This window comes from Sphingobacteriales bacterium (genome assembly GCA_016700115.1).
Classification (GTDB): Bacteria; Bacteroidota; Bacteroidia; order Chitinophagales; family UBA2359; genus UBA2359.
Genome location: CP064999.1, coordinates 2960560 through 2986637, shown reverse-complemented (window position 1 = coordinate 2986637; position 26078 = coordinate 2960560). Strand labels below are relative to the sequence as shown.

Genomic DNA, 26078 nt, shown 5'->3' with positions numbered 1-26078 from the left:
GCAGGATACAAATTAAAAAATCCTCAGCCAAATAATTGGAATTTGAGAAATTGTCCCGCACTTATTTAAGTTAAAACAGTATCCCGAAACCGGTATTTTCAGGTATTCATTGACCCACAAACACTGATGACCTGACCGGAAACATAGCTCGACAAATCTGAGGCTAAAAAAACGGCAACATTAGCCACTTCATCGGGATGTCCAAACCTTCCTAACGGGATTTTTTTTAAAAACTCGTCGCGATTGGCTCCTCCCAGATTTTCGGTCATCTCAGTTTCGATAAAACCCGGAGCGATTACATTACAACGGATGTTTCGCGAACCCAACTCCTGAGCTACCGATTTGCTGAACCCGATAATACCGGCCTTAGAGGCGGCATAGTTTGCCTGACCCGCATTACCCCTCATTCCGATTATAGAACTCATGTTAATAATGGAGCCATATTTGTTTTTAAGCATTGGGCGCAATACCTGTTTAGTCAGATTGAACATGGATTTCAGGTTGTTATTTATCACCTCGTCCCATTGAAGTTCAGTCATACGCAACAAAAGGTTGTCCCGGGCAATACCTGCATTATTGACCAAAATATCAATATTGCCAAACTCGTTCAAAACTTCCTGAACAAGCTGAGTGGCTGCCTCAAAAGAGGAAGCATCAGATTGGTATCCTTTTGCTTTGATTCCATTCAGACTAAGTGCTTCTGCCAAAACATTTGCCCTTTCGACAGAACTTCGATAGGTAAAAGCAATGTTTGCTCCTTCTTCTGCAAATTTTCGGGCTATTGATTCTCCGATCCCTCTCGAAGCGCCGGTTATTAAGGCTGTTTTTCCGGATAAAAGACTCATGTTAAAATGGATTGATAGAGTATAAAATAAGTGGAAACAGATAAAATTACCCTATCAAAACTTTGGCAACTGTATGCCCTATAAATGCAGGAGATTCGACCACATGTATTCCACATTCCTGCATAATTTTCATTTTTGCAGCGGCTGTATCGTCTTTTCCACCAATAATCGCTCCTGCATGTCCCATTCTTCTTCCGGCAGGTGCTGTTCTTCCTGCAATAAACCCGATCACCGGTTTTGTTCCGTTGGCTTTTACCCATCTTGCAGCATCTGCTTCCATGTTTCCGCCAATTTCTCCGATCATTACAATAGCTTCTGTTTCAGGATCATTCATCAGCAACTCAACGGCATCTTTGGTAGTGGTTCCAATAATCGGATCTCCGCCAATTCCGATACAGGTAGATTGACCCAATCCTTCTTTGGTTACCTGATCAACGGCTTCATAAGTCAACGTACCAGAGCGGGAAACTATGCCAATGGTTCCTTTTCGATGAATAAAGCCCGGCATAATACCTACTTTTGCTTCATCAGGAGTAATAATTCCGGGACAGTTTGGCCCGATTAACCTGCATTTTCTATTCCTAATAAAATCTTTGGCGATAATCATATCCTGAACCGGAATACCCTCGGTAATGGCAACAATAACATCAATACCGGCATCGGCAGCCTCCATTATTGCATCTGAGGCAAAAGCCGGCGGAACAAATATGATGGAAACATTGGCACCTGCTTCACGAACAGCCTGAGAAACATTGTTAAAAACCGGAAGATCTAAATGAGTGGTTCCTCCTTTTCCTGGAGTAATTCCTCCTACCACGTTGGTGCCATATTCAATCATTTGTTCGGCATGAAAACTGCCTTCTTTGCCGGTAAATCCCTGTACAATTACTCTGGAATGTTTATTGACTAAAACGCTCATATCTGTTTTATTAAACGATGTTGTGTATTTTGTGCGCAAAAATAGACTAATTCATCTGATTTTGCTAAAATACGCACAGTTTTGAACACTGCAAATTCAGTTAACCTTTTAATTCTATGCCTAATCTTCCTTTTTTACAAAAAATTGTTGAGGACATTCAACTCGAAGGTGATGATTTGGGCTGCCTGAAAGATCATTGCTATATATTTCCAACCCGTCGCGCCGGAGTATATTTTAAAAAATATCTGACTCAACGATTTAAAGGGAAAAAATTTTGGTCGCCTTATGTCCTGAGCATTGTTGAGTTTATAGAATTGCATACCAGTCGGGTAATTTTAAATCCGGTTACCTTGGTTTTCGAATTATATAATATTTACAAAAACTACGAACCAACTGTCAAATTTGACACCTTTTATCCGTGGGGACAAATCATTTTAAAAGACTTTGATGATATTGATAAATATATGGTGGACGCAGCAAAATTGTTTACCAACTTAAAAGACATCAAAGACATTGAAGAAAAATTTGCACTGACGAAAGAACAGTTAGCTTTTTTAGAACAATTTTGGGTCGTTTTGAAGAAACCGAAAAACTCAGAGGTGGAAGAAGATTTTATCCGTATCTGGGAAGTATTGGGTAAGGTTTATGCCGATTTTCAGGAATCTTTAGCCCAAAATCATGCCGCCTATGAAGGGTTGGCTCAACGCATGGTGTTGGAAAACCTCCGTGAAGGGCGATTAACGCTGCCTTATTCCAAAATTGTTTGGGCCGGCTTTAACGCATTAACCACTGCTGAAAAAGGAATCGTTGAGTTTATTTCTGAACATTACAACACAACTGTTTATTGGGATACAGATGATTATTACATGCAAGCCAGATCGCCGCAGGAAGCAGGTACTTTTGCCCGCAGGTATTTTGAGATCTGGAAAAACCATCCGGCTCACAACTGGACTGCCAAAACCGATTTTGTTCAAAACGATTTAACAATTCATACCATCGGCGTTCCGCTAAGAGTAGGCCAGGCCAAATATGTCGGAGAGGTTTTGGAAAAATTGATTAAAGAAAGAAGTATTTCATTGCCCGATTCTGCTGTTGTGTTGGGTGATGAAGGGATGTTATTTCCCATGCTTTACGCAATTCCGCCCAATGTGGAAGCGGTAAACATAACGATGGGTTATCCTTTGCGCGATACACCACTATACATACTGCTTGAAACCATTGTTCAACTGCAAAACACAAGACAAGACCCATCACTCAAACCATCTGACGACACACAAACTACCAAAGAATCAAAAATAACGGATGACGAACCCGATCAGGAAACAGAAAAGGAAAAATATATCCAAAAAATTTATCTCCCGGAACAAGTAACCTTATTTTACAGCAAGTTTGTTTTGCAGTTGCTCCAAAACCCGTTCATCAAACAGTTTAATCCCAACGGCATTGAAGGCTTTATCAAATATATCAACAAATACAACCTCATCTATATCTATAATTTTAAAATTACTAAAGAAATTACTTCAAATGTTGCCAAAGAATCAACTTCAGAAAAAGAATCCAAAAAAGAAACAGAAGAAAGATTTCCGGCTATTCTTAAAACCTTGTTCTCTAAAGCCGATGATTTTTTACAATTAATCGCTATATTTAAAGAGGTTTTGAATGCGCTTTTTAGCCACATAAAAAATAAAAAGAATTTGGCAGAAAAAGAAAATGAAAACCTGAAAACCCAAGAAGTTGACTCGGAAGATTTGACGGCAAATCCGGATACACCGGAGTTTATGGAAATGGAATTTATTTACCACCTCCTCCTTAACCTCAACGTTCTGGAAGAAACTTTACTAAAATACAGGCAGCTAATTAGTATTGATACTTTTTGGAAAATTTTTCGCGAAATTATTCAAACCGTAACCCTCCCTTTCACCGGCGAACCTTTGAGAGGATTGCAAATTATGGGGTTTCTCGAAACCCGAACCTTAGATTTTGACAATCTGTTTGTTCTCGGTTTGAACGAAGGCATTATTCCTTCCTCAAAATCAAACATGACCTTCATTCCTTTCAATCTTAGAAGAGGATTTCACCTACCTACCTTTTTGGATCAGGATTCCATTTTTGCCTATCATTTTTATCATCTCCTCCAACGCAGTAAAAACGTTTATCTGTTTTACAATACCGAAGTCAGTGGAATGGGCGGGGGAGATAAAAGCAGGTATTTACTCCAGTTGGAACAGGAATTAAGTTTAATTCCAAACAAAAAAGTAACGATTCACAACTATATTGTTTCAACCCCTTTGGTACTTACCAAAGAACGCAATTTGATCTCAGTACCCAAGTCTGAAGCGGTGATGGAAAAGCTAAACAGGTATCTGTTCCATGGAACATCTTCCGGAAACGTATCTCAGGCTAAATTGTCGCCTACTGCGCTGAGTACTTATATCAATTGTCCGGTTCAGTTTTATCTGAAATATGTAGCTCAACTCTATGAAATTCAGAACCTGAACGAAGAAATCAACAATCTGATCTTTGGAAACGTTTTGCACAAAACCATTGAACTGTTGTATCAGCCTTATATTGACAATAATATAACCTCTGATATCATTCATCTGTTGTTGAATAACGACCTTTTGATTTCAAGAGCCTTGAACCGCGCTTTTAAAGACAATCAGTTTAGCCACCACACGGAAGGCAAAAACCTGTTGATGAAACGAATACTTAAACGATTAGTCATCAAGGTATTAGAAAATGATTTACAGGACACCCCCCTCAAAATTGTAGGATTAGAAACCAAAGATTATACCCATGTTTTGCCAATCGGAAACGGAAAAGAGGTGGTTATCAGCGGCTCGATTGACCGTTTAGATAAAATTTTGCTGCCCGATGGCGAAGCTTTCAGAATTTTGGACTATAAAACCGGAAATGTTACACTTCAAAGAGCCAATGCTTTGAAATCGGATCTGTCAACCTATTTAGATGGTTATTTTACGAACCCCGACCTGAAAACCGGGTTTCAGGCTTATTTGTATGCCTATTTGTTTTGGGTTCAACAAAACCGGAATGTACGGTTAAAAGTGGGGATATACGCCCTTAAAAAAATGAACGAAGGTATTGTTTACCTTCGAAACGGTGAGTTAATCTCTAACGAACTGCTAATGGCATTTGAAAATCATCTGATAAATCTGCTTCAAAATCTGTTCAACAAAGAAGAACCCTTTGTTCAAACAGACGATATAAAAAGATATACTTATTCTCCTTATCAAGGTTTGGTTGGTCTTTTTTAAAGTGAAAAACTTAGATTTGCATTTTTTGCATTTCGTCCTGAATTTAATAAAACCGAAATGCAGGTAAAACCAGATGACTGCAAATTAATAAGACAACGATTGGTTTTGTAAAGAAAAAATTAAGGAAAAAGAACAACCAACCCTCAAAGTCAATCTTTGTTTGCTTCAAAAAGCCCAATTTTAAGTCAATTAAAATTAAAAATGAAATAAGAAATGGTTCATTTCTTTCTTCATTCACCAATAAAATTATAATTTTCCTTTTTTAAAAAACAATTTTAAAGCCCCAAAAAGCAATATTATTCCTTAAAAAGTGAATTAAAATCTTTCAGATTGCAATTTCCGATGTTTTTAAAGTAAGAATTGCCCCAAATCTTGTTTCAAAAATCCTTAAAAAAGCAATTCCCTTTAATAAAATTGCAATTTTATTGGCAAAAATGTCAAACTTCTAAGTTTTAATTTACTTTTTTTTCCTAAAAAGTGAGTTTATTCTGAGTAGTAGCTGTTTGTTCTGCAATCTGTCAGGCTTGTAAAAACAATCAAGCACTATATTACGGAAATCTGATTTTTTCTATTGTATCAGATATTATACCCAAGTTTTTTAAACCCTTGATACTCAAAGTTAAAAATGAATGAAATAGAAAATTACATTTCACAATTCCCGGAAGAAGTACAAGATATTTTGATAAAAATCAGAACACTGATTAAAGAAAATGCCATTGATGCAGAAGAGCTGATTGCTTATGGAATGCCTGCATACAAGACCAATAAAAAGCCCTTAGTTTATTTTGCAGCTTATAAAAATCACATAGGATTTTATGCAACTCCAACAGGACATAGCGAATTTAAAGAAGAGCTATCAAAATTTAAACAGGGAAAAGGTTCTGTTCAGTTTCCACTCGATGAACCAATTCCTTATGAATTGATTGAAAGAATTGTGAAATTCCGGGTGATGGAAAATAGCATTAAAAAAAAGAAATGAGTTCGAAAATTGTGTTAAAAAGTCTTTTTGTTACCATTTTAAGCTTTAAGATACAGTCAATTCTTTTTGCTAAAATACCAGGCTTAGATCTGCTTCATGGATGGTATTTTTATTTTACGATCCTGACATTTGGGATTGTTTTAACCCCGCTTTCTCTTATCACAAATCAAAACCATTTTTTTAGATTTTTTTAAAAAAATTGGTGAAAAACATTGCGAAACCAAAAGGTTGCGTATATTTGCAACCAATTGGCTTCACAATAAATATATTTACAAATGAGAAGAGACATTTTTCAGGCAATCGCTGATCCGACAAGGCGTGCAATCATAGCTTTAATAGCTTTGCAAGCAATGACACCTAATGCCATAGCCGACAACTTCAACACTTCAAGGCAGGCAGTATCAAAACATTTGCGAATTCTTACCGAATGTGAATTAGTCAGGCAAGAACAGCAAGGAAGAGAGATTTACTATTCCCTTGAAATTGAAAAAATGAAAGAAATTGACAAGTGGTTAGAACAATATCGAAAAATTTGGGAGGATCGCTTTAGTCAACTTGATCAACTTTTAATAACCATTAAAAATTCAGAAAAATGAAAACTGATTTATTGTTTGATTTTACCGTTGACAAATCAACAAACACTATTTTTATAAAAAGAGAATTTAATGCCGGGCTTTCATCAGTTTGGGATGCTTTTACCAAAAAAGAAATCCTTGATAAGTGGGGTGCCCCTTCACCCTGGGTGGCAAGAACCAAATATATGGATTTCAAAGTGGGAGGCAGAAGACTTTATGCAATGGTTGGTCCCGATGGACAAGAGTTTTGGTCAGTACAGGACTTTATTTCAATTTCGCCCATGACAAATTTGAAATACATTTCCGGCTTTACTGACCAGGATGAGCATATCAACCCCGAATTTTATGGTTCTGAAAATAACCTTGATTTTAAAGAATCTCAGAGCATAACTACAGTAAGCATCACCATAAAATACAAGTCTCTGTCCATATTAGAGATGATGATTGAAAAAGGATTTAAGGAAGGAATTGCTTTGACCTATGAAAATCTTGAAAATTACCTCTCCACTTTTCCACAGGATCAAAACAGTATGTAATACGGAAATGACATTTTAAACAGCCCAAAAGGTATTTAAGCAGATATATTGGTAACTACAGATAGATTTTACCATATCCGGTGTAATGTTATTTATTGTTTCAGTAAAGAAGTTGCTGATTAGTTCAAGGCTTGTGAAGTGTTTGTTGGTGAACTTTCTTTTGATGTGGTGCCATATTTTTTCAGCTGGATTGAGTTCGGGACTGTAAGGAGGCAGAAAGACAAGAAAAATATTTTCGGGTATTTTGAGCTTTTTGCCTTGTGGAAAGCCCCGTTGTCTAAAACAATGATTTTGTATTCAGCAGGAGTTTGAAGGGAAAATTCATGGAGAAACACCTGAAAGGTATTTGCACTGCAACAAGGCATTTCCAACTGAAACTGATCCTGGTTACGGGAGAAAATGCTCCGAAAAGATAAGTGTATTGAAACACCTGCTGGAAATTGCAAACCGGCTGTATGCCTTTGGCGGTCAATCCCCTCCCGTGCCTGGTATGCAGACCAAAGCGGCTCTCGTCCTGAAAGTATAAATTTATGCTGTCATAGCATGGCGGAACAGACAACGCTATTTCCGCTATTTTTGAACTAAAGTTTTTAAAAAAAACTACAGCCTCCATATCCTTTTTCACATGACTTTTGCGTGCTGCCTTCACTTTGCTGCCAAATTTCCTGCCCGCATATTTTAGTAGCGTGTTATACTTAACTTCCTTTTTAAATTCCTGCTCTACCCATTGCTGCAACTCTATATACCCCGCCAAACCATTATTAGGATCCTTTAACTTCTCTTCTATTCTATCTTGTTCTTCTTGCGTAAACACCGAGTGTCTGCCTGTTTTTCCTTTTCTGCCATTGTGAAGCAAGGCTTCTATTCCCCCTGTTCTATAATTTTTACGCCATGTGTTAATACTTTGACCCCATACCCCTACTCGTTCCATTAACTGCTGCTTCGTAATACCTTTTTCTCCGACCTTCTTCATCTCTATCAACATCAACAGCCGTAAACGAATCATCGCAGGTGACGGACGAAGTAGTTTCCTTATTTCCTCAAAACTCTCTTTTACAGGTATATATAGTGCCTTTGACATAACTATGACTCGGTTTTAAAATGACAAAGATAAAATTAATAACACAATTACTAAATCAAGGCTAAATTGTTTTTCATTTCCGTATAATTACGGAACTGTTTTAATTTTCGGGTAATTGTGTTCATCATAGCCATTATACATTACAATCTATAGCTTTATTAACTTGGAGAGTGTTTCAGGAAAGTGTATGTTGTTAACCTATAGGTTTAGCAAAGTTCCGGGTGTCTGTTTGAGATTTTCCTTTGATTAATAGTTAGGGGTTATCTATAACCATCTTATTTCAAATCAAAAAACAATTTTGACCATTGCCTTAAATATATCGTTCTGTTGACAAACTTGCGGAAAAATTCTCAGGTTGGTTTTGAAATAAAAAAGCTTTGTACATTCGAGTTTTTGTAATCAGAAAAATTTTTCAAAAATTTTTTCTCTATCAATAAAAGCGTATGACAGTAAAGCAAAGCCAAATGAAACAAAAGGTTTCCAAATTTATCTGGAATTTGTTTTTAGCCTTTTTAACTGTTGCGAGTGTTAATGGGCAAACAAATCCAAATCCTAATCCGGCACTTGACGAGTATATTTTAGATGAAATGAATTTTGAACGTTTTCCGGGTGCCTCTACCGTAATCGTAAAAGACAACAAAATTGTATGGATTCAGTCGTATGGATTTGCGGATGTTGAAAACGCAGTTCCGGTCAGCGATTCTACCGTTTTTTTATTGGCCTCGGTCTCAAAAGTATTTACGGGAACAGCGGCTATGCAGTTGTTTGAGAACAATGTGATTGATTTAGACGAGGATGTCAATTTATATTTGCCCTGGACTTTATCAATACCGGGATTTTCAGGAAATCCTGTTACGTTCAGACACCTGATGACTCATACCTCTTCAATTAGGGATAATTATACGGTCATGGAAACCTATTACGATAACCCTGACCCGACTATCAGTTTAGCAGATTGTATGCACCGATATTTTTCTACAATCGGAATTGATTATGAACCCGGTGCAAATTTTTTACCAAATGCCCCCGGAAGTATCTTTGAGTATTCAAATATGGGAACAGCTTTGAATGGATATTTAGTCGAATTAGCAAGTGGTATGCCTTTTGACCAATATTGCAACCTCCATATTTTCGATAAGCTTTGCATGAATAAAACATCCTGGTTTTTTTCAGAATTCGACTCCGCAGAAGTGGCAAGACCCTATCAATATACAGGTGGCAGTTATGTTCCCTACCCGCATTATGGATTTGCAGATTATCCTGATGGTCAGTTAAGAAGCAATGTTACAGATTTGGCGAAATTTATGATCGCCTATCTGAACGGAGGAACATTTGGTGCTAACTCCATTCTAAGTGCTTCCTCAATAAATCAGATGTGGTCGCCACAGATACCTGCTATAGATCAATATCAGGGTTTGAACTGGTATCAGGAAGAACTTTACCATGATTCCGGAACTACATGGTTGTGGGGACATAATGGCGGAGAAATGGGAGTATCCACCGAATTGTACTTAGACCCTGTAAATAAAATTGGGGTTTGTGTTTTGACAAATGGAGAAGGCGATGCACTCTATATTTGTGATGAACTATATAATTATGCACTGACCTTAAATTCCACGAACGGGATAGCTCCTGAATGTTTAACAACCAATATTCCTGATATTCAGCAGGTCGTTGCAGAAAAGAAGCTCATCAAAATCATTGATTTTTTTGGTCGGGAGACTTCTATAAAACCAAACACCCCACTAATAAAAATCTATAGTGACGGAAGTTCTGAAAAAATATTTATTGTAGAATAAGGTCTTGTTCCGCTCACTGACTTTTGTTTGATTCCGGCTTCACCAATATTTAATTAACTCTTCAAAGTCTTGGAATCAGTTAAATTTAAATGATATTTTGGAATGCAAATTAAATTTGGTCTTAGCAAGAAACATACAGAGTCTTTTTTTTTGGAATACTGTTATTTGTTTTCCGTTAAATGTTACTACCTTCGGTTTTTGATTAACTGCGTATCATTTTTTAAGAAATGTATATTCCAACCAACAAATTTGAGAAAAGACCCTTATGAGGCAATTTAAGATCAATCACAACATTACAAACCGCGAAAGTCCTGCATTAGAGAAATATTTACAGGAGATTTCAAAAGAAAAAATGCTTACCCTTGAAGAGGAGATTGAACTTGCCCGCCTTATACGTCAAGGAGACGAAAAAGCATTAGATAAGCTGATAAAAGGTAACTTGAGATTTGTGGTGTCTGTTGCCAAACATTATCAGCATAACGGGATGCAATTGATTGATGTAATCAACGAAGGGAACCTTGGACTAATGAAAGCAGCGAGACGTTACGACGAAACCAGGGGGTTTAAATTTATCTCTTATGCGGTATGGTGGATAAGGCAGGCAATTATTCAGGCATTGGTAGAACATTCAAGAATTATCCGTTTACCCGGCAATAAAATAGATGCATACCAAAAAATCAACAAAGCCTTGTTGCAATTTTTACAGGATTATGAACGCGACCCCACTGTAGATGAATTGTCACAAATGACCGGATTGTCTGAAAAAGATATTCCGGAACTGATGAAAATTGGAAGCAAACATGTCTCAATAGATGTTTCTTTAGACGACGAAAACAGCGATTCTGATTCTTTATCAGATATGTTAGTGTCTGAAAATGAAGCAGGAGCCGATGCAATTTTTAACGTGGAATCATTAAAAAATGAAATTGTAGAAGCCCTGAATTATTTGACAGACCGGGAAAAAGGAATCCTGATTTGTTTTTACGGTTTAGGTGATACGGCTCCTATGGATTTGGAAGAAATTGCAGAAAAATTTGAAATCTCAAAAGAACGTGTCAGACAAGTTAAGGAAAGAGCTATCCGGCGTTTGCGAAGAACGTCCCGGAGTAAGTTGTTGAAATCTTATCTGAATTAAATATCTGGCCCAAATATTGCTTATTTATTAGCAGCAGTTTCGGATATTTATCAGATTGAATTACCATTTTTCAGACCTCCTGAACATGAAAACACAGTTAGCTTTTTTATTTAAACTTTTGAGTTCAGGATTTTGTAAAACCCTGAATCTGTTTAGCTCTGTAATTTGGTTGGCTTTTTTCTTTTTTTGGACTTTGAGTTCTGTCAACGGACAAGATGTTTCAGACATTAAAGACGAATTTGCAGAATTTAAAGTTAGTGATTCTTTAGTCGGTATAAAACACCAATTGTTTTCCCTTGAGGCAAATCAGTTAATCAAATATTTAAAGGCGTTAGAACAAAGGGAAAAACGATTTAATGGCAATGCCCGCTTTGGTTTTGCCGGGGACAAAACAGATATTGCTTCTTTATATAAAATCAATGGTGGAATTTCTGTTTACAGAGGATATTATCCCGACAAGTTTGAATTTACCAACGATGTCGGCATCGTTATCAGCAACGGGGTATTTACCGAAAACGTCTCCAATATTTTTATGACATATGACCATACGCTTATGGTTGGCGACAGCCTATTTTTAGAAGACTACGCTGTGATGAGCCGGTTTTCGGACGAGTTTTTAGGAATAGAACAACGTTACGAATTGGGAGGGGGCATCATCTTAGCACATTGGTCTAAAAAATTGACCAAAAACGGTAAAGACGAACTTCGCCAAATCTCAAAGCTTAGAATAACCCCACCTCAAAAAGGAACTGATAGTCTGACTATGTGTGTTGACGGTGATTGTCTTCGCTTTAAACGAAATAACTCAGCGAGCAATGAAGAATCACAAATTCACCAATCCCAACAATTAGCCAAGGTTGCTGTCAGAAAAAAATACAACAAATTCAGAGCTGCTTTACTTGCAGGATTGATATTTGAAACAGAAAAAGGCTTTGCCGCCGATACAATATCTACGGCATTCGGTACCCAATATTTTTATCACTCTTTTAATGCTTCTCAATTCCTAAGATGGGAAATACGTCCAACTCTTGATCTGAAACCAAATGACTATTTTACATTAAAAATCAGACCTTTTTTCAAAATGCCAATGCCTTGGGAGTGGTACAGCGAAGAATCTAAAAACGGGATCGTCAGTAAAGCAGTTGATTACAGAATAGATTTGCAAACCAACCTGAATATTAAATTGTCAGAAAAAATGAACAAACAAGCCTCATTTGAATTGCAGTTCAGGATTTTATATGACAATGCTCCCCGAAGAACATTTTTAGATATACCGGATGGAGAAGGCAATCCGGTTTTTCTTAGCGCTCAAAAAATCCATCAATTGGTCAGACTAATGTTTCAGGTCGGTTTTTAATATATAGTTCGATTTTGCCATCGCGATTTTATTGTCCCTTCAAAACTTTACGCCTATGAACCTGCAATCTTCAACTACCTATTCCTTTCGACTCATCATTTTGTTTGTTTTGCTTGGTTGTAGCAGCAGTAAAAACATTCATTTTAGCACCGGTAAGAGTTCTTGGCCTTATACAGAATATCAACGTGCAGACTTATATACCTTTAACGAAACCTACCCTGCTGAAAACGAAACAAACCTTCCTGAAACTTCCATTATGGTTCAGGAAGCTATCAATCCAAAAGCAACTTTTTCAAGCGAGTTAGAACCTTATGATATACAAAACATAGTCGAAATACTCAATCAAAGCAGTGATTTGGTTGCCAAAGGTTTGAGTAAATGCTTTATTCCAAGACACGGCATAGTGCTTTTCAATTCGACTGATAGTATTGTGGGGCACCTTTCTCTTTGTTTTGAATGTGATCAGATTGTTGCTGTTCCTCCAATCCGCTATAAAAAAGTAAGCAAAGAAAATAGTGTTTGGAAAGAAAAAGACATCAAAAAAGCCGAGTATGACATTGAGTCTATCGAACAAATAGTGTTGAAATATAATCAAAAATAAATACCCTCTAAATCACTGACATTAAACGGATATGTATTCTTTAATTCATTGAAATTGGCAATTCGATTTCTGTCATGTACAACCCTCAATCTTTGTAAAAATAAATACAGATAGTATTTTGGTCAAAATGGGAATAAAAAACCAGGATTAGAGGTCTTATACTATGATATAACAAATTGGAAATACAACTTAAACTATGTTGTAACAAGTACCTTTTTTTAAAAAAACTGTATTCTTCACTCAGATTTTTAAAGATACTAAACCGGTTTTGATTCGGATAAAATTGAACAATTGATAAAAAACAGAGGTCTTTGTACCTACTGAAGTAAAAATTCAAAATTTGCTGTAAATTTGAGGCAGGCAATATACTTTCGTTAAAAAATAGCTACTTTTGAACCGAACTAAACTTAAACAACATTTAACTGAATTTTACAAACAAGCATAACCGCCGATTTTTAATCCTTTTAACTTCTATAACCACCCTTATCATACAACATGAGACCAATTGCTACGCTTTTTATATGCTTTATCTTTGTCTTGTCGTCAGGATCTAAATTGTTAGGACAAGCGAGTTGTGTGGGTACTGCTACTTTAAATGTAACTATTAATACCTGTGTAACCGGAGAGTTGGTACAGGCTTCAGCTTTTTTACAAGGTCCTTATAATAATGGAACAGGGAATATGGTTGTACCGGCCGGTTTTTTCAACTTAATTCCATTGAACCAACCCTATAACCGTCCACCCTGGAATTATTCCGGTACTGAAAGTATTGCTTCAAAACCTGCCTCGATGATAGATTGGGTATTGTTAGAGGTTTACGACATAACCGGCACAAACCTGATAGAAACTAAGGCTGCCTTATTGTTGAACAACGGAAGCATTGTAGATCCTGCTTATGCAACAAACCAAACTATTACAGGAGTTTATTTTAATAATATAATCACTAACAATTCTTACAGATTGGTGGTCAGACATAGAAATCATTTGGCAATTATGAGCAATACCGCCGTTTCTCTGCCCAATACTACCCCTTATCAGTTTACGAATCCCTCCAATGTTCTTGGCGGTAACGGTCAGTTAGCCAATGTGGGAGGCGGTAATCATGCTATGTTGGCAGGAGATTTTAACAGCGACGGTGTTTTTTCATTGTCAGATTACAACGGATATGCCGCAACCGGAGCAACCAACCAATATTTAGATGGTGATTTTAATTTAGATGGTTCTATAACCGTTGGTGATTTTAACCTGTATCGTCCCAACTCAAGTATCATTGGTATGGAAAACATCAGGTATTAATTTTCAGGCAGAGAGTTAACTTTATCTATTTTAAACAAATTCATTTATGAAACGCGATATTTCAACTTTGTTTGTTGTCCTGATTTTGGTAGTAACCGGAATTTATCCTCAATTTGTTACTGCCCAAACTTCTTCGTGTATCGGCACTGCAAGTTTAGATGTCGTCATCGAAGATTGTACCTCCATAGAAGATGTCAGTTTTGACCAATCTTACCGGTTGTTTCCAAACCCCGCAAGCCAAAGTATTACTATAGAAACCAATCATCCACTTCAACAAGACGCAGTTGTAAAATTGGTAAACATGTTGGGGCAAACATTATCTCGAAACAACCTTTCCCAAAGGCTTACCCTCGACATCAGCGCATATCCTGCCGGAGTTTATTTTGTGATAGTTGAAAGCCATCAAAATATTGCAACAAAGCAGATTCTTATTCAATAAAGTATATTTCCCCTCTACCTTTGTTTTTAAGCCCTACTTAGCAAGTCCATTGGTTCAACATTAAAACATATAGATGCTGAGTATTTTTCATATATATTGATGAACTTGGAGTTTTTCAATTGCCTTTTTCGGTACATATTAGACTATACCTCTTAAGTAAAGCGAAGTCAAATCTAAAGGCTCCCTACTCTTTGGTAAAAGTTAAACAGCATTGGTTTATTCAGCATGACTCTGATTTAAAACTACTTTTCCATTTTAGTTAATCAGATTAACCAATATAATTTGCGCTGTTATTTTTAAATGTGAATTTCTTTTTGGCCCTGTTTTCACAAAAAAGGAACTCAATTCTCTTAAATTATCACTGTAAAGTGGCTGATAATACAGACATCTTTGTATATTTGCATCCATTTTTAAAAATTTGCGCCTTGTGCGTTGGTTTTGTTCTTACCACTTTAACACAATTTTAAAGTTCTGCATTATGAAAGAAACTGCAATTGCACGTCTCGAGCAACTTATTCAGGATAACAATCCTCAGGTATTGAGAAGTCAATACAAAACAATCAGAAACGATTTTAATACCGCAAAGCGAAATTTGATTGCACAAATGCGGGAAGTATTTGAAACCGAATGGAAAGAGCGGTTGAAGGACAATGAAGTTACAGCAGAAGCACAGCAAACTGAAATCTCTGCAGAAGCGCCAGAGAAGCCAAAATTTGATCCGCCAACTGATCCCTTAGATGACCAGTTTGAAGATTTGCTCAAGCAGGCTGAAACGATTGTTGCGGAATATGAAAAACAACTGGCAGCAGGGCGAGAGCAAAAGCTGGCAGAAAAAAAACAGATTTTAGAAAATCTGACTCAATTAGCTCATTCAGTCGGAGCAACCGGTATTGGTGAAACCTTTAAGCAATTCAATGCACTTCAGGACTCATGGAAGTCTTTAGGCAATATTGATGACCCCAGATATAAAGATATGCAACTCAATCACAGCTATCAGGTGGACTTGTTCTATCACAATGTTAACCTGATGAAAGAAATGAGAGAGTTGGATTTTAAACTCAATCTCGAAAGGAAAAACATCATCTTAGACAAAATGCAACAGTTGACCGGGTTGGATTCTATACCCGAAATTGAAGCCTTGGTCAAGGAATTGCAGCATGAATGGAAAGGAATTGGGCCTGTTGCCAATGAAGTTAAAGATGAGGTGAATCAGAAATACCGGGAAGTGATTGATGCAGTTTATTCCAAAATCCGCACACATTACGGAGAACGCAAACTTAACCTACAGGAAAATCTGCTCGCAAAAAAGAATCTGATAGAACAGATTGAAGCTTTGCTCCAAACCGACCTTACCGGGCTGAAAAACCTTCAAGACAAGACAGAACAGGTTATTGGCGTTCAGGAAGCCTGGAAAAAAATTGGGCCTTCTGAACAAAACGAGGAGTTATGGCATACATTCCGTGAAACCTGTGATAAGTTTTTTGAAGCAAAACAGTTGTTTTTTAAATCCATTGATCAGGAACGCGAAAAAAACAAACTCCAAAAAATAGCCCTGTGCGAAAAAGCAGAAGCCCTGCAACATGATCATGACTGGAAACATACCACCGATACTTTGGTCAATTTGCAAAAGGAATGGAAAGAAGTTGGGCCAGCAAAACCAAGCGAAGAACGCAAGTTGTGGGATAGGTTTAGAAGTGCCTGTGATAGATTCTTTGAAGCAAAAAAAGAACATTTTAGCAGCCGGGGAAATTCTGAACAAGAAAACCTTGAAAAAAAGCTTGCCCTCATTGCTAAAGTAGAAGCCTATGAATTTGTAGAAGACCGCGATGAGAACTTCAGAATGTTACAGGAAATCGGAAAAGAGTGGAAAGAGATTGGGTTCGTTCCCATTAAGGAAAAAGAGCGCCTGCAAAAGACATTCAGTGCCGCTTTAGATGAAAAATATGAAAAATTGAAATTAGGGCGTGAACAAAGAATTGCCATGAAATTCAAAAGCCGTGTCGAAAGCCTCGCACATTCGGGTAATGTGGACAATGCGGTAAAAAGTGAACAACAAGCGATTAAAAACCGGATTACCGAACTGCAAAACGATATTGCTCAATACGAAAATAACCTTGGCTTTTTTACCAATGCCAAACCCGATAATCCTTTACTCAAAGAAGTAAGAAACAAAATCGAAAAATTGAAAAATGAAGTTGATGACTTAAAACATAAGCTTAAAATGTTGACACAGGCTAAAGAAGAGGTTAAATCAGAACAAACCTCCTCCCCTGCAAAAGCCGAACCAGCAACTGAAATTAAAATAGAAGAAACTGCGGAGGTTGATCAGGAAGTTTTGAACGAGACAGGCACTAACCACGAAGATACTGAATCTAATAAAGAAGTTGAAGAATTACCGGTTAGCACCAACGATGCAGAAGAAGGAGAAGCATAGTATCTGACTCTTATAGTTTAACTTAAAAACCTGCTGTTTGCAAATATGCCTGACAGCAGGTTTTTTTTGTTTCTAAAAAAAGTGTATTGCTAAGCACAAAAAAGAGACCGGATGTTATCAAACCTGTTCGTTTGAAAAATCCTGTTCGTTTGAAAAATTGCTTACCACTTTACTAAACAACCAGTGGCTGTTGCTTGATCACTTTTGACTTGAATAAAATATAACCCTGCAGGAAAATCGGACAAGGACAGGGTCACTTGATGTGAATCAGAGGTCGGTAAAATGTTGTGGTAAACTTCTTTTCCCGATACATGGTAAACAGACAAAAGGGCGGATTGCGGGTCAGTAAATTCTATTAAAAGCTGGGCTGTGGAATCTTTAACAGGATTTGGAAATACCCGGATAGAAACGGGATTGTATATAGTTTCATGTACAGAAACAGGAAAAGGCAATTCTGAATCTACACAAAAATCGGTTACCTCCTGAAGTCCAAAGTTAACCTGTTGCAAACTTGCCAAAACTGTGCCGGCATTGTCCAACAACTGATAATTCCCGTTTGTTGGAGCTTGAAGCCCATCTCCATAAGAATCTTTGACTATTAACTGATAGCAACCATTCGGAATACAGATTGCTTCCTCATAGGTCGTTAAACTTGCAAAACCATTGCCGGATTGAAGAATACTGCCATTAGTCGGATTGACAATTTCCCATGAAGTTTCGCTGCCGTAATTATCGGTTTGTAACATTAAGGTCAATTGGTTATTGCCATAAGCAAATGACTTTAGCAATAAGTCGTTGTTAATGTTTTCATCAAGGCCGGAATTGGCAACAGCAATCAAAACTTCAAACGTGTGATTTTGCGCATCGTAAAGCGTGATTCCCGGAAATTCAATTGCCTCTGACTGAGCAAAATCGAGGCTGCCGTTCCAAATAACAGACTGGAACTCACCCTCATCCAACCGGTAAAGCAGCACAACATCGGTTAAAACTTCGCTGCCATTGTTTCTAAGCCGGACAGAGGGCGAAAACTCATTTTGGCAGGAAATGTCAGGCAATCCATTCAGATTGACCAATTGAGCATCTAAGCCAAACTGAGGAGTTGCACGGTAATAAATCAACTGAGAAGAAAGGATATAATAAGGTTCCCCTCCTCCGGTACAGGTACCGCCTGCACAGTCTGCACTTGTACAATTTGGGTTATTGGGACTACAGAGGTTGATAAAGGGTTGCATGTTGTAATCGAGTGTGAAAGGAGCACCCGCCTCAATCAAAAAAGAAATATCTGCATCAAAGGGCGTTGCATCATCGCCCGGGCACCAACCGGCGCGGTTATACTGCCAGGTTCCGGCTTGGGGCGAAAGAGGATTGAGTGCGCAGTCGTCGCGCCAAAGAAAATTAGGGAAGTCTTGTTCTGCTGTTCCATTCACTAAAAGGTGGTGCGTTTTAGGTGAGAACTCAGCAGCGTTATCACTAAATCCAAACCCGTGTCCGGTTTGATAAATTCTGACTTTTGCAAGGTGGGCATCATTATCGGCATTCAACCCGATTGGAGGCAGGTAGTTTTCTATCGGACTGTTTACATTGCCATAAGACAAGTACCCGTAATTCCAAAGATTGACAATTTTATAGGCTTCTATTTCAGGAGTTCCTTCTATCATTTCAAAAGAAATACTGACTTCCCAACCAGGATTTACCCAGGTATCTATATATGCCTGAAGGGTAACCTGATTTGCCAGCAAAATGCGATAATCTGTTACGTCTGTTGTCCACAACCAACTCCAGTTTGCACCAAAAGAACCTCCGTATGGCGTAATAAATCTGAATATTTCAAAAGCCTCAGTTATTTCAAACGGGGGATTGAAAAGGGTGTCAATTTGTAAAATATTACCGGAAGCATCAAATATTGTATCAATTTCTGCTATGGTGCTATCCATCAAACCGGTTGGATGGATGACTTTAATATCGCCATACCTGTCCCATGGATCACAACCTCCCGAAGGGCAGCCAAGTGTAAAGTGCATCAGAATTTGGCTAAAAGAAATATTGTCATCAGGAAAGGTAAATGTTTCAGTAACCACCCTATTATTTTCCGCACCAAAATTAATATGCTCTTCGGAAAAAGTATTTACCGTTATTGTATTTGACTGACCTGATACAAACTGAAAAACCAAAAGCAAAACCGGGAAACAGAAATCTTTAAGTTGAGAAAAATAATTGTACATAAATTTCTGAGGGATGAGTTTAAAAAATTGACTTCGACGTTAAACTGATATGTCATGTAATTACAAAGTTAACAAATTGTTACAAAAAGTTAAAAAAAACATAGGTAAAGCGGCGCAATAACGGAAAGATACTATTACCTTTCTAATAATTAACAAGCTATTTTGTTTCTTATTCACTTCTTAATTCCAACACCATGAAAAAACAAGTACTTTTATTTGTCGGGTTGTTGGTTTTACTGCTATTTAGCAGCGCACAAGTGGCACTTGCCCAATTGACAATCAGCGGAACTACCCCTGTTTGTACCGGCAATTGTTATACGTACACCGTTTCTGGCGGTAATACTAATCCCTATAACTGGACTATCACAGGTGGAACGCCTGCCAATCAAACCGGCTCAACCGTAAACATTTGCTGGGGACTGCCCGGAACAGCTTCTATTAATGTCGCTCAAATCGGCAGTACCACAGCTACTTTAAATTTAACCATAAACCCAAAACCAACTCCTATAATTATCCCTCCACCTCTGCCAAATTGTAATTTGGGAGGTTCTACTTCAGGAGATCCGGCAGGAAATGATTCACCTCCCGATCTTTGTGTAGATGCGTGCGCCTTTTCTACTTTAAGCTATTATACGATATTTAATCCGGGAAGTACCTATACCTGGTCGGTTGGCAGAGGCTCAGACCTGATTACCTTTACCAACCCAAACGGAAATCAGATTGATGTCCTTTGGGGACCTGTTGGCAATAGCTATGTAAAAGTTGTTGAAGTGAACCAGTTTGGGTGTGTTGATTCTACCAAACTTTGTATTCATGTCATTCCTTCACCGGTTGCTTCTTTTAATACACTTCCTGCAACCATCGCCGGTACTGTTACAATATGTCAGGGACAGGCCGTATCTTTTTTAAATACTTCTACCGGCTTTAACTGGGCACAATGGAATTTCGGCGATTCCAGTCCTTTGCTGACAAGTACCAATCCGATTGTAACCCATCCTTATACAACACCCGGAACTTATACCGCTACCCTAATAGTCAGGAACAGTTGTTATTGTACCGATACCGCTTCCGTGCAGGTTGTTGTAACTCCCGGCTCTTCGCCGGACATCGAATGTGTGTCAACGGTTTGCCCGATGGATACCGCCTGTTATTCTACCAACCATATTTGCAGTACTTACAATTGGTCGGTAACAGGGCATTTGAGTTGGGGAAACTTTGCACCCGACTCTATCTGGGTAGTTTGGGGAAACGGACCTATTGGAACCATTACTTTATCAACCCCCTGTGCTACCTGTCCTATTCCTACAGTAGTGCAAGTGCCTATTATTTCACCAACAGTACCTATTTTAGGCCCGGTTTTAGTTTGTTATGGAGCCATTGAAACCTATTCTTTGCCCATCGCTTTTTGTGGAGGAACTGAATATAACTGGACGGTTACAGGAGGGACCATTTTAGCCGGACAGGGCACCGACGATATTACCATAGAATGGGACGATTGGTTCATGTTTCCCACAGTAGGAACCATTAATGTTACCTATTATAACTGCTATCTGGATTGCGGAGGATCCGGAAATTTAACTGTCCTTATCAGGCCTGAATTGGCAATTACCGGTCCTGAAGAGGCTTGTGAAAATAGTGCCTCCAGTTTCAGTGCCGGCGGATTGCCCTTTGGTTTCCCGGCCGGAGTTTGTAACTGGGATATTGTTACGCCTGCCAATGTACTGATACCAAATGTGGCTATCAATTCACCTACTTTAAATTATATTTGGAGCAATGGCCCCGGTACTTATACGGTAAAAGCTGCTTCGGTTATTCCGAATGCTTTTTGCAACGACACCGCCTTTTTAACAGTAGATGTTTTACCGGCCCCACCTGCACCTACTGCTATTATAGGTCCGAATTTTGTGTGTCCTAACGGCAATTATACCTATACGGCCGTTGCTACTCCCCCTGCCGGAACATTTACCTGGTCAGTTGTTAACGGAACATTAAGCGCTACAACAGGCAGTTCTGTGAATGTACAATGGGCTTCTTCCGGACCTTACAGTATTTCTGTAACACAGACCATGATTAATTCACCTTTCTGCCAATCTTTGCCATTTACGTTAGTTGTAACGGCTTTGACAACACCTGTAATCACCGGCAACACAACGCCTTGCGTCAATCAAACCGTAACTTATAGTGTGCCTTTTATAGCGGGGGAAAACTATACGTGGACTATTTCACCGGCAAATGCCGGCAGTATTGTAAGTGGTTCGGGCAGCAATAGTATCAGCGTTCAGTGGAATCTGGCAGGAGGGGCGGTCGTCACCGTATCTGTTTGTGGGTTTACATCTAATCTGATTGTCAATGTTACCCCAACATTTTCTGTTTCAGTTTTGGGTCCGGGAGTATTATGTACGGGTAATAGTGCTCTTCTGACGTTGAGCGGCAGTTATTGTGCTCCTTTTGTTTGGCAAAATGCAAGTGGCGGAACTATTTCTACCGGTGCTACTGCTACCATCACTCAGGGAGGAACCTACTATGTTACTGTTACCAATTGTACGACCGGTTGTTCGGGAGTTGGCAGTATTAATGTAACCGGATGCCCGCTTCCAGACGCAGCAATCACCACTTCAGGAATTACCGTCAACTGTACTTCGGCTTTCGGCTCTTTATATGCGCTGAATAATGCAGTGGGCTATACTTATCAATGGTATAATGGCGGCACACCGATTGGAGGGGCAACCTCATTTAACTACAACATTTCTGCATTTGGTTCTTATTCTGTGGTTGTAACCAATTCCTGTGGCTGTACGGCGCAATCAAATGTAATAACAGCCGGTGCGCCTTGCGGTTGTTCCGGCCAACCCCCATGTCCTCCGGGAAATTGCACCCCAGACGGCAGCGCAGCCTTTATCTATTCATCAGGTACGACCTGCGACTTTTTCAGTTTCGATGCCTCCTCGTCTGTCAATGCAAGCGCTTATAGCTGGTCTTTTGGCGATGGTAATTTCGGTTCAGGAATCACCACCTCCCATAGCTACACACAGCCGGGCTATTATCAGGTGATCCTTAGTGCAACTGTTCCTAATCTTACCCCGCCGCCGCTAACTTGTACAGTGATAGCTATGCAGACCATTTTGGTGCCAATGGTGGCAGATTTTACTTATAGTACCGGATGTAATCCTATTTTCTTTACCGATGCAAGCACTTATGTTCCGACCACTTCACTGGCCGGCTGGAGTTGGAATTTTGGCGATCCTTCAAGCGGAGTCAATAATACCTCTACCCTCCAAAACCCCTCTCATATATTTACTACCCCCGGAACTTATACCATCACCCTGACTGTACTTTCCAGTGCCGGATGTACTTCTACAGTTTCACAAACAATCACAGTACTCAATCCACCAGTGCCTTCTATCAGCAGCAATGCCCCTGCCTGTCAGGGAGATGGAGTTGTTTTTGGCGGCTCATCTACCAATATCATTACCAACTGGAACTGGAATTTTGGCGATCCTCCGAGTGGATTGGCCAATACTTCTACATCCCAAAACCCGTCACATACTTACTTTATTCCGGGAATTTATACAGTTACACTCACTGTAACTGATACCTATGGTTGTACCGGCTCGACCAGCCAAAACATCACCATATACTCAAACACCATGTCCGGGGTGATCATAGCTTCTCCATCTACCCCCCAATGTGACGGAACATCCGTAACTTTAACTGCACCGGCAGGGGCTGTTTCTTACTTGTGGAATACGGCAGCAACCACACCGGTCATTACTGTTACCACAAACGGAACATTTACAGTAACGATGACCGATATCAACGGTTGTCAGTATATTCCACCCCCAAAAACGGTTAGCTTTAACCCCAATCCAATTATTCAAATTGACGGGCCTACCGAAGTTTGCGAGTGTGAGGTTGCTCAACTCAAAACCCTTCCCTGTAACAACACTAATTACAGCTATCTTTGGTCTAACAGCTCCACTTCCTGCAATATTTATGTCAATCCGCCATGGTTCCCTTGTCAGACACCACCGGGTACATATACTTATAGTGTTACAGTAACCGACAATCTGACCAATTGCAGTTCGGTTGCTTCGCATACGATAATTGTTCACCCCTTGCCTGCTCCATTTACAATAACGGCAAGCCCCGTTGGGCCGCATTGCGCCGGTGATACCGTAACCTTTACCGCACCCAATCAACCCGGAATTTTATATGCCTGGAGTACCGGACAACTGGGTGTGAATAACATTACCGTAGTAGTAGAAGAAGGCCCTTACTTTGCCATGGCCATCGATTCTATTACCGGTTGCGAACGGAAAAGCAATGTAATTTATGTCAATCCAATTCCCGACATCTGTGTCGTTCCTTCCGGTTGTTATAAAAGATGCGGACCCGATACTATCTGTGTGCCGAATATCTATGCAGGCTATCAATGGTTGCTGAACGGGAACCCAATACCTCCTCCCGCCGGAACAAGCAATAATTATGTGGCTACCGTTAGCGGAAGTTATCAGGTCATACTGACCAATAGTTTTGGATGTACGGCTATGAGCAATCCTTTGAATTTGACTCTGATACCCTGTAATCCATGTGCGACTGTTGAGCATGATACTATCTCATGCGACCCGGTAAATCCAGGATATTATCTCTATAATTTCCAGGTGTTTAACAACTCAGGATATACCGTCAACCAAATCAACCTGTTCAATTTTTCAACAAGCGGAAACGGAGGCGTTTTTGCAACTCCCACAGTATTTAATGTTACGTTACCAGACCAAACCACCTCTGCGGTGCTGACAACCAGCATTGGAGGTCCGGGTGCTATGCCCGGAGATACTATCTGTTTTCAGCTCAATTTGTTTGCCCTTGATCCGGACGGAAATGAATTTTGCTGTACTATTGACAGTGTTTGCATTGTCTTGCCCGAATGTGGGGGCTGTGAATGTGATATGGAAGAATTTATCAACAACGTCAACAACGGATTTACGGTTATCCCCATAGATACCTGTAAGAAGTATGCGTTTGTTGCCAATTCTTTAGGAGTTTGCGATTCTATTCAATGGATTATTCAGGATAATTTTACCACTTACTTCTATTACGGAAACGGAAATGATGTCATCACTCATATTTTCAGTTCTTCCGGAATCCATTCGATTTGTATGCTGGCAACTCAGTATGATTCTAACGGCAATATCTGCGGGATGTACGAACATTGTACCACCATCAATATCCCACCTTGTTGTGAGTGTGATGAAGACTTCTATGCCCAGGCAAATTTGGGATTCTTTTATTCCCTGACCGGATATAACGGAACATTTACCCCTTATGGAAATTTAGATCCCAATTGTGACGAAGTTACCTGGAGTGCCACAAACGGAATACAATCTACTATTTTTGCAGTTACCCAGGGCAATAACCCCGCGGTTTATACTTTTCCCGGATATGGGTTCTATTGTATATGCATGACGATCCGTCGGTATTCACCAAACGGCGATTTGTTGTGCGAAATCTCCGTATGCCGCAAAGTGTTTGTTCCTAAAATTGTCATCGGCCCAGATAATCCCGACGACCCCACTACGGTCATCAGCGGGTTCAATATTGTGGTCGTCAATCCGTTGCCATTTATCTGTACAGCCCCGCTTCCCCCGCTCGATATAAATATTACCCTTCAACCTGCCAACGGAACAGTAGTATATGATCCGCTTACCGGTGAATTCAATTATACTCCTAATGCTGATTTTGAAGGCACAGATGTATTTATATACTATGTTTGTGTTGAAGGGGTTCCGGGCAGTTGCGATATGGTGATTGCGACTATCACCGTAAGCACCGGCCTGTTTATTCCGGTTCAGATGCAGGCATACTTAGAAGGGGCTTATGATAATGTTTCGGGTTTGATGCGAACAACGCTGAAAACCAACGACCTGCTACCAATCACACAGCCCTATAGCTTAATGCCTTGGCAATATGAGGGAACTGAAGGCTATAGAAACACCAGTGAAATACCGGATAATTCGGTGGATTATGTGTTGGTTGAAGCCCGAAGCGCTGCAAACCCGGATATTGTGCTCGAAACCCGTGCGGGAATGTTGGCATCCAATGGTACTATAAACGGGTTCTTCCCGGCCACCATTATTTGGGGTAACTCACTTCCAACCATGAAGTTTTACAATCTGGAAGCCGGTCAAAGCTACTACTTTGCGCTACGGCACCGTAACCATTTAGCGGTGATTACTTCCGCTCCGGTCAGTATTCCGTTTACCGGATCAGTGAACTTTACCCTCCCTGCTCAGGTAATGGGCGGAACCGGTCAGCTAAAACTTTTGCCGAACGGCATCTATGCCTTAAATGGGGGCGATTTTAATGCCAACGGGGTGATGACCGTAGCTGATTTCAATTTGTTTAGCACGCAGTCTTCCGGTGTAAATCAGTATCTGCGTGCCGATTGTACTTTAGATGGTAACGTTACGGTTCACGATTTTAATATCTTTATGCCCAATGCTTCTAAAATTGGCGTTCCGTTTATCCGGTACTAAGATTTAGTATTGACGAATTTACTCCTTATGTCGCAATTTTGAACCCAAT

General features: G+C 39.3%; 17 protein-coding genes. 12 read left to right on the top strand and 5 right to left on the bottom strand.

The features are described 5' to 3' along the window. Positions 1-98 precede the first annotated feature (98 nt). Both fabG and sucD read right to left on the bottom strand, forming a co-directional pair. Positions 99-845, bottom strand: coding sequence for a 3-oxoacyl-[acyl-carrier-protein] reductase (gene fabG, locus IPM47_10715; protein ID QQS27383.1), 747 nt, complete (start codon positions 843-845; stop codon positions 99-101). 46 nt (positions 846-891) lie between these two features. Then, positions 892-1764 carry a succinate--CoA ligase subunit alpha gene (gene sucD, locus IPM47_10710; GenBank protein QQS27382.1) on the bottom strand — a complete coding sequence of 291 codons (873 nt, stop codon included), beginning with the start codon at positions 1762-1764 and terminating at the stop codon, positions 892-894. A gap of 116 nt (positions 1765-1880) precedes the next feature. Between sucD and IPM47_10705 the strand changes: the two genes are divergently transcribed. From IPM47_10705 to IPM47_10690, 4 genes are all read left to right on the top strand, one after another. Continuing rightward, positions 1881-5039: a PD-(D/E)XK nuclease family protein gene (locus tag IPM47_10705; protein ID QQS31348.1), complete on the top strand. Its 3159-nt coding sequence runs from the start codon at positions 1881-1883 to the stop codon at positions 5037-5039. A 625-nt stretch (positions 5040-5664) separates the two neighbouring features. Beyond that, the gene (locus IPM47_10700) at positions 5665-6018 is read left to right on the top strand and encodes a DUF1801 domain-containing protein (protein ID QQS31347.1); all 354 of its coding nucleotides are present in this window, start codon (positions 5665-5667) and stop codon (positions 6016-6018) included. Positions 6019-6293: 275 nt separating this feature from the next. Continuing rightward, positions 6294-6614 carry a winged helix-turn-helix transcriptional regulator gene (locus IPM47_10695; protein ID QQS31346.1) on the top strand — a complete coding sequence of 107 codons (321 nt, stop codon included), beginning with the start codon at positions 6294-6296 and terminating at the stop codon, positions 6612-6614. Further along, positions 6611-7129 (top strand): SRPBCC domain-containing protein, encoded by a 519-nt coding sequence (locus IPM47_10690; protein QQS31345.1) that lies wholly within the window; start codon positions 6611-6613, stop codon positions 7127-7129. The genes IPM47_10695 and IPM47_10690 overlap by 4 nt, the downstream gene beginning before the upstream one ends. Positions 7130-7144: 15 nt before the next feature. Here IPM47_10690 and IPM47_10685 read toward each other — a convergent pair whose 3' ends face one another. Further along, positions 7145-7426, bottom strand: coding sequence for a transposase (locus tag IPM47_10685; GenBank protein ID QQS31444.1), 282 nt, complete (start codon positions 7424-7426; stop codon positions 7145-7147). Next, positions 7407-8210, bottom strand: coding sequence for a helix-turn-helix domain containing protein (locus tag IPM47_10680; GenBank protein ID QQS31344.1), 804 nt, complete (start codon positions 8208-8210; stop codon positions 7407-7409). The genes IPM47_10685 and IPM47_10680 overlap by 20 nt, the downstream gene beginning before the upstream one ends. Before the next feature lie 464 nt (positions 8211-8674). Between IPM47_10680 and IPM47_10675 the strand changes: the two genes are divergently transcribed. From IPM47_10675 to IPM47_10645, 7 genes are all read left to right on the top strand, one after another. Further along, positions 8675-10009, top strand: coding sequence for a beta-lactamase family protein (locus IPM47_10675; GenBank protein QQS31343.1), 1335 nt, complete (start codon positions 8675-8677; stop codon positions 10007-10009). Between the two features lie 265 nt (positions 10010-10274). Then, positions 10275-11144 (top strand): RNA polymerase sigma factor RpoD/SigA, encoded by an 870-nt coding sequence (locus IPM47_10670; GenBank protein ID QQS31342.1) that lies wholly within the window; start codon positions 10275-10277, stop codon positions 11142-11144. 85 nt (positions 11145-11229) lie between these two features. Then, positions 11230-12501, top strand: a complete 1272-nt coding sequence (locus IPM47_10665; GenBank protein QQS31341.1) for a hypothetical protein — start codon at positions 11230-11232, stop codon at positions 12499-12501. Between the two features lie 55 nt (positions 12502-12556). After that, a complete protein-coding gene (locus IPM47_10660; protein ID QQS31340.1) occupies positions 12557-13102 on the top strand; it encodes a hypothetical protein in 546 nt (181 codons plus the stop codon). 495 nt (positions 13103-13597) lie between these two features. Next, entirely contained in the window at positions 13598-14398 is an 801-nt protein-coding gene (locus IPM47_10655) for a hypothetical protein (protein ID QQS31339.1), read from the top strand. A 46-nt stretch (positions 14399-14444) separates the two neighbouring features. After that, on the top strand, positions 14445-14837 hold the full coding sequence (locus IPM47_10650; protein QQS31338.1) for a T9SS type A sorting domain-containing protein: 393 nt from the start codon (positions 14445-14447) through the stop codon (positions 14835-14837). A gap of 478 nt (positions 14838-15315) precedes the next feature. Then, positions 15316-17271, top strand: a complete 1956-nt coding sequence (locus IPM47_10645; GenBank protein QQS31337.1) for a DUF349 domain-containing protein — start codon at positions 15316-15318, stop codon at positions 17269-17271. A 161-nt stretch (positions 17272-17432) separates the two neighbouring features. Here IPM47_10645 and IPM47_10640 read toward each other — a convergent pair whose 3' ends face one another. Further along, positions 17433-19493 carry a T9SS type A sorting domain-containing protein gene (locus tag IPM47_10640; GenBank protein ID QQS31336.1) on the bottom strand — a complete coding sequence of 687 codons (2061 nt, stop codon included), beginning with the start codon at positions 19491-19493 and terminating at the stop codon, positions 17433-17435. Positions 19494-19687: 194 nt separating this feature from the next. On the opposite strand from IPM47_10640, the gene IPM47_10635 reads away from it, so the two are divergent. Next, positions 19688-26029 (top strand): PKD domain-containing protein, encoded by a 6342-nt coding sequence (locus tag IPM47_10635; protein ID QQS31335.1) that lies wholly within the window; start codon positions 19688-19690, stop codon positions 26027-26029. Positions 26030-26078: the final 49 nt, after the last annotated feature.

Coding starts and splice junctions, on each gene's coding strand:
- fabG (QQS27383.1), bottom strand. CDS start 845: ATGAGTCTTTTATCCGGAAAAACAGCCTTAATAACCGGCGCTTCGAGA.
- sucD (QQS27382.1), bottom strand. CDS start 1,764: ATGAGCGTTTTAGTCAATAAACATTCCAGAGTAATTGTACAGGGATTT.
- IPM47_10705 (QQS31348.1), top strand. CDS start 1,881: ATGCCTAATCTTCCTTTTTTACAAAAAATTGTTGAGGACATTCAACTC.
- IPM47_10700 (QQS31347.1), top strand. CDS start 5,665: ATGAATGAAATAGAAAATTACATTTCACAATTCCCGGAAGAAGTACAA.
- IPM47_10695 (QQS31346.1), top strand. CDS start 6,294: ATGAGAAGAGACATTTTTCAGGCAATCGCTGATCCGACAAGGCGTGCA.
- IPM47_10690 (QQS31345.1), top strand. CDS start 6,611: ATGAAAACTGATTTATTGTTTGATTTTACCGTTGACAAATCAACAAAC.
- IPM47_10680 (QQS31344.1), bottom strand. CDS start 8,210: ATGTCAAAGGCACTATATATACCTGTAAAAGAGAGTTTTGAGGAAATA.
- IPM47_10675 (QQS31343.1), top strand. CDS start 8,675: ATGAAACAAAAGGTTTCCAAATTTATCTGGAATTTGTTTTTAGCCTTT.
- IPM47_10670 (QQS31342.1), top strand. CDS start 10,275: ATGAGGCAATTTAAGATCAATCACAACATTACAAACCGCGAAAGTCCT.
- IPM47_10665 (QQS31341.1), top strand. CDS start 11,230: ATGAAAACACAGTTAGCTTTTTTATTTAAACTTTTGAGTTCAGGATTT.
- IPM47_10660 (QQS31340.1), top strand. CDS start 12,557: ATGAACCTGCAATCTTCAACTACCTATTCCTTTCGACTCATCATTTTG.
- IPM47_10655 (QQS31339.1), top strand. CDS start 13,598: ATGAGACCAATTGCTACGCTTTTTATATGCTTTATCTTTGTCTTGTCG.
- IPM47_10650 (QQS31338.1), top strand. CDS start 14,445: ATGAAACGCGATATTTCAACTTTGTTTGTTGTCCTGATTTTGGTAGTA.
- IPM47_10645 (QQS31337.1), top strand. CDS start 15,316: ATGAAAGAAACTGCAATTGCACGTCTCGAGCAACTTATTCAGGATAAC.
- IPM47_10640 (QQS31336.1), bottom strand. CDS start 19,493: ATGTACAATTATTTTTCTCAACTTAAAGATTTCTGTTTCCCGGTTTTG.
- IPM47_10635 (QQS31335.1), top strand. CDS start 19,688: ATGAAAAAACAAGTACTTTTATTTGTCGGGTTGTTGGTTTTACTGCTA.